4 protein-coding genes are annotated in these 4,084 nt (G+C 68.9%); 2 read left to right on the top strand and 2 right to left on the bottom strand.

Going from position 1 to position 4,084, the window contains the following annotated elements; all coding sequences use genetic code 11:
- The coding region (locus VGD44_RS20950) for a bifunctional transcriptional activator/DNA repair enzyme AdaA (RefSeq protein WP_331090323.1) at positions 1–957 on the bottom strand (957 nt) is incomplete at its 3' end.
- Between the two features lie 223 nt (positions 958–1,180).
- Between VGD44_RS20950 and VGD44_RS20945 the strand changes: the two genes are divergently transcribed.
- On the top strand, positions 1,181–1,495 hold the full coding sequence (locus VGD44_RS20945; RefSeq protein WP_331090322.1) for a hypothetical protein: 315 nt from the start codon (positions 1,181–1,183) through the stop codon (positions 1,493–1,495).
- 9 nt (positions 1,496–1,504) lie between these two features.
- Here VGD44_RS20945 and VGD44_RS20940 read toward each other — a convergent pair whose 3' ends face one another.
- On the bottom strand, positions 1,505–2,812 hold the full coding sequence (locus tag VGD44_RS20940; protein WP_331090321.1) for an MFS transporter: 1,308 nt from the start codon (positions 2,810–2,812) through the stop codon (positions 1,505–1,507).
- 284 nt (positions 2,813–3,096) lie between these two features.
- On the opposite strand from VGD44_RS20940, the gene cysD reads away from it, so the two are divergent.
- A complete protein-coding gene (cysD, locus tag VGD44_RS20935; protein ID WP_331090320.1) occupies positions 3,097–4,047 on the top strand; it encodes a sulfate adenylyltransferase subunit CysD in 951 nt (316 codons plus the stop codon).
- Positions 4,048–4,084 lie beyond the last annotated feature (37 nt).

Below are 4,084 nucleotides of genomic sequence, written 5' to 3'. Positions count from 1 at the left end.
GGCGCGCACCGCCAGCTCGAAGCCGTCCCAGGCGCCCGGGGCCCTGAGGCCGGGCCGGGCGGCGACGAGCGGCGCGAGCGCCGGGTCCTGGGAAAGGTGGGCCCCGATCAGGGTCGGGTCGGCCGAGAGGTCGAAGACGCGGCGGATGCGGGCGATGACCGCCGGCAGGGCTTTCATCTTCGGGAAGCGGATCTCGGCCGAGAGCGCGCCGTCCTTGCGCGGGGTCACGATGACGACCCCGGTCGCACCGTCCACCGAGAGCGTGCGGGCGTAGCGCTTGGCCTCCACCCGCTCCACGCCCGGGATCGCCCGGTCCGTCAGGAAGCGGATGATCGCGTCCCAGTCGTAGGGCGGCTTGTAGGGCAGGCGCACGGTGATGCCGTCGGCGGCCGGGATCTCCGCCTGGCGCGAGCGGCGCAGCTCCCCCGGCGGGCGACCGAACAGCTGCTGGAACGTTTCGTTGAACCGCCGCACGCTGCCGAACCCCGAAGCCAGGGCCACCTCGCCCATCGGCAGGCGGGTTTCCTGGATCAGCTGCTTGGCGAGCAGCACGCGCCGGGTCTGGGCCACCGACACGGGCGAGGCGCCCAGGTGCTGGCGGAACAGGCGGCGCAACTGCCGCTCACCCACCCCTAGGCGCGAGGCCAGGGCGTCGACGTCGCCGGCGTCCATCGCCCCGCCTTCGATCAGGGCCAGCGCGCGCGAGACGGTGTTGGACGTCCCGCGCCAGGCGCCGAGGTCGGGCGACGCTTCCGGGCGGCAGCGCAGGCAGGGACGATAGCCCGCCTCCTGCGCCGCGGCGGCCGTCGGATAGAACGTCATGTTCTGTGGCTTGGGCGTGCGCGCGGGACAGATTGGCCGACAGTAGATGCCGGTCGTCTTCACGGCGCCGAAGATGCGCCCGTCGAACCGCGCATCGCGGGTCTGGAAGGCGCGCCGGCAGGCTTCGAAATCCATGTCCATGCCCCGGAAGATGGGGCTTCAGGCCCGGATAGTCTCGCGGTTTTCGGACATTGATGGGGCGTCGTTGGCGGTTTTCGGTCACCGGAATGAGCCGCCAACTGCGGCGCGACGGGCCCTTTCCGCTAACACCGCCATGTGACTTGGCATCCCTCCGGGGCGGGCGCAGTCCTACCCCGCGCAGACCCCTGCGCCCCCAGCCAACAGCAAGGAGGCCGCCATGTCCGTCATGGCCATCTACCGCTCCGCGGGTGTCGACAAGGCGAAGTATGACGCCGTCATCAAGGAACTCGACTCCAAGCGGGCTCCGGAGCCCGGAAACCTGCTCCATCTGGCCGGTTTCACCGGCCCGGACAGCATCGTCGTCATCGACGTGTGGGAGAGCCCTGAGCAGCTCGAGAAATTCGGCGAGCGGCTCGTGCCCGTCCTGCAGAAGCACGGCATCCCGGACCAGACGCCGGAGCTCGTCGAGGTCTATGGCCTGATCGCGACGGACGGCGTCGACCGATACAAGGCGGCGTTAGCGCCCGCCTGACTGCCGCACTCAGTCGCCGATCGCCGCCGCCAGCCGCTTGTCGCGACCGATCGACCACGCCGAGAGCAGGTGCGCCGCGACGGTCAGCACGATGATCGGGATCAGCCACAGGAAGCCGACCGACAGCGACTGGTCCCCGTACTCCGGCTTGGCCGCGTCCGAGATGCGGCCGACGTACACGGGCCCGATCCCCAGGCCGATGATGTTCAGCACGAACAGCAAGATGGCCCCCGAAATCGTGCGCCGGTTCGGCGCCACTGCGTTCTGCACGACGGCCAGGGCGGGCGCGAGGTAGCAGGTGTTGAGTAACGCCGGGACCGCGATGCAGGCCAAGGCGATCTGCCAGGTCGGCGCGTACACGATGCCGAACCAGAACGGGATCGTGATCGCGAACGCGATCGCCGGAACCCAGGCGAACCAGCGGCGGTCGCGCTTGGCCAGCCGGTCGACCAGCCAGCCGGCCCCGAAGGTGCCGATCATGCCGGTGATCCCCAGGACGAGGCTGTAGTAACCGGCCACCTCGGTGAGGCTCATGCCCTTCACCCGCATCAGGAACGGCGGGTTCCACGTGAGCGCGGCGTAGCCCACGAAGGCCGAGAGGCCGGCGCCGAGGGCGGTGAAGACCAGGGTGCGGTTGCTGAAGAAGCCGCCGATGGCCGTCCAGATCGGCGGCGGGGCCTCATGCGCCTCCTTGCCGGCCGCGAAGGCGTCGAGCCCGCCGCGCTTCGGTTCCTTCACGACGAGCAGCAGCAGGAGCGCCAGGATGATCCCCGGCACGCCCATGACGAAGAACGCGGTGCGCCAGCCGTGCTCGGCCGCAATCCAGCCGCCCAGCGCCGACCCGAACATCGAGCCCGCCGGCACGCCCAGCGAGTAGATAGCCAGCGCCGTGCCGCGCTCCTCTGGCTTGAAGTAGTCCGAGATCAGCGAATACGAGGGCGGCGAGCCGCCGGCCTCGCCGATGCCCACGCCCATCCGGTAGAGCGCCAACTGGACGAAGTTCGTCGCCGTCCCGCAGAGGACCGTGAACAGGCTCCACAGCGCGCAAGCGCCGGAGATGATCCAGACCCGTCGCGCGCGGTCGGCCAGCCAGCCGATCGGGATTCCGAAGCCCGTATAGAACAGCGCGAAGAAGATGCCGCTCAGCATGCCGAGCTGGGTGTCGCTGAGGTTGAGGTCCTTGCGGATCGGCTCGGCCAGGATCGAGACGATCTGCCGGTCGAGGAAGTTCAGCGTGTAGACGACCGCCAGCAGCCAGACGACCAGGTACCGGTAGCTGGGCGAGGCCTTCGGGCCCGCGACCGCGTCCAAGCTCATGCTGTAACCCCCAACCTCGTCCGCCTCCGGCCGGTGTTCCGGCTCGAAAGACGGGTATGCGCTTCCGTCGAGCGCTTGTGGCACGCGGCGGCGGCGGACGCCAAGCGGCATTGCGTTGCAGGCTTGTCGCGAACGGCGGCCCGGACAGGGCCGCTGCCAGCCTGTCGAGAAATCCTGGGGGCTCCTCGCCTTGCGTGCGCGGAAGGCGGCCGCTAACTCACCACCGGGCCGCCCCCGCACGCATCCGCGCGCGGGATTTCTCAGCAATGTGTAAGGTCCGCCTCATGGACGCGAGTGTCCTGTCCCGACCAGCCGCCACAGAGCCGCTCTTGTCCCCGAAGACCCTGACCCATCTCCAGCGGCTCGAAGCCGAGAGCATCCAGATCTTTCGCGAGGTGGTCGCCGAGTGCGAGCGGCCGGTGATGCTCTATTCCATCGGCAAGGACTCCGCGGTGATGCTGCGCCTGGCGCAGAAGGCCTTCTACCCGTCCAAGCCGCCTTTCCCGCTGCTGCACGTCGACACGACCTGGAAGTTCCGGGACATGTACGCGCTGCGCGAGCGTATGGCCCGCGAGAGCGGCATGGAGCTTCTGGTCCACAAGAACCCGGAGGCGGTCGAGCGCGGGATCAACCCGTTCGACCACGGCAGCCTGCACACCGACATGTGGAAGACCGAGGGCCTCAAGCAGGCGCTGGACAAGTACGGCTTCGACGCGGCCTTCGGCGGCGGCCGGCGCGACGAGGAGAAGTCCCGCGCCAAGGAACGGATCCTCAGCTTCCGCACCGCCGAACATCGGTGGGACCCCAAGAACCAGCGGCCCGAGCTCTGGCGGCTCTACAACACCCGAAAAGGCCAGGGAGAGAACTTCCGCGCCTTCCCGATCTCGAATTGGACCGAGCTCGACATCTGGCAATACATCTACCTGGAGGACATCCCGATCGTGCCGCTCTACTTCGCCGCCGAGCGGCCGGTGGTGGAGCGCGACGGCAACCTCATCATGGTCGACGACGACCGCATGCGGCTGCGCCCGGGCGAGGTCCCGCAGATGCGCTCGATCCGCTTCCGCACCCAGGGCTGCTATCCGCTGACCGGCGCCATCGAGAGCACGGCGTCGACGCTGCCCGAGATCATCCAGGAAATGCTGCTGGCCACCACCTCCGAGCGCCAGGGCCGGGTCATCGACCACGACCAGTCCGCGTCCATGGAGAAGAAGAAGCAGGAAGGCTACTTCTGATGGCCCATCAGAGCGCGCTCATCGCCGAGGACATCGA

The sequence above is a fragment of the Phenylobacterium sp. genome (assembly GCF_036402295.1).
Lineage (GTDB): Bacteria > Pseudomonadota > Alphaproteobacteria > Caulobacterales > Caulobacteraceae > Phenylobacterium.
The sequence above is the reverse complement of the archived record's forward strand: the minus strand, read 5'-3'. Positions and strand labels throughout refer to the sequence as shown.

Bases quoted from the DNA above. Each gene is read 5' to 3' on its own strand.
- VGD44_RS20945 (WP_331090322.1), top strand. From the start codon at position 1,181: ATGTCCGTCATGGCCATCTACCGCTCCGCGGGTGTCGACAAGGCGAAG.
- VGD44_RS20940 (WP_331090321.1), bottom strand. From the start codon at position 2,812: ATGAGCTTGGACGCGGTCGCGGGCCCGAAGGCCTCGCCCAGCTACCGG.
- cysD (WP_331090320.1), top strand. From the start codon at position 3,097: ATGGACGCGAGTGTCCTGTCCCGACCAGCCGCCACAGAGCCGCTCTTG.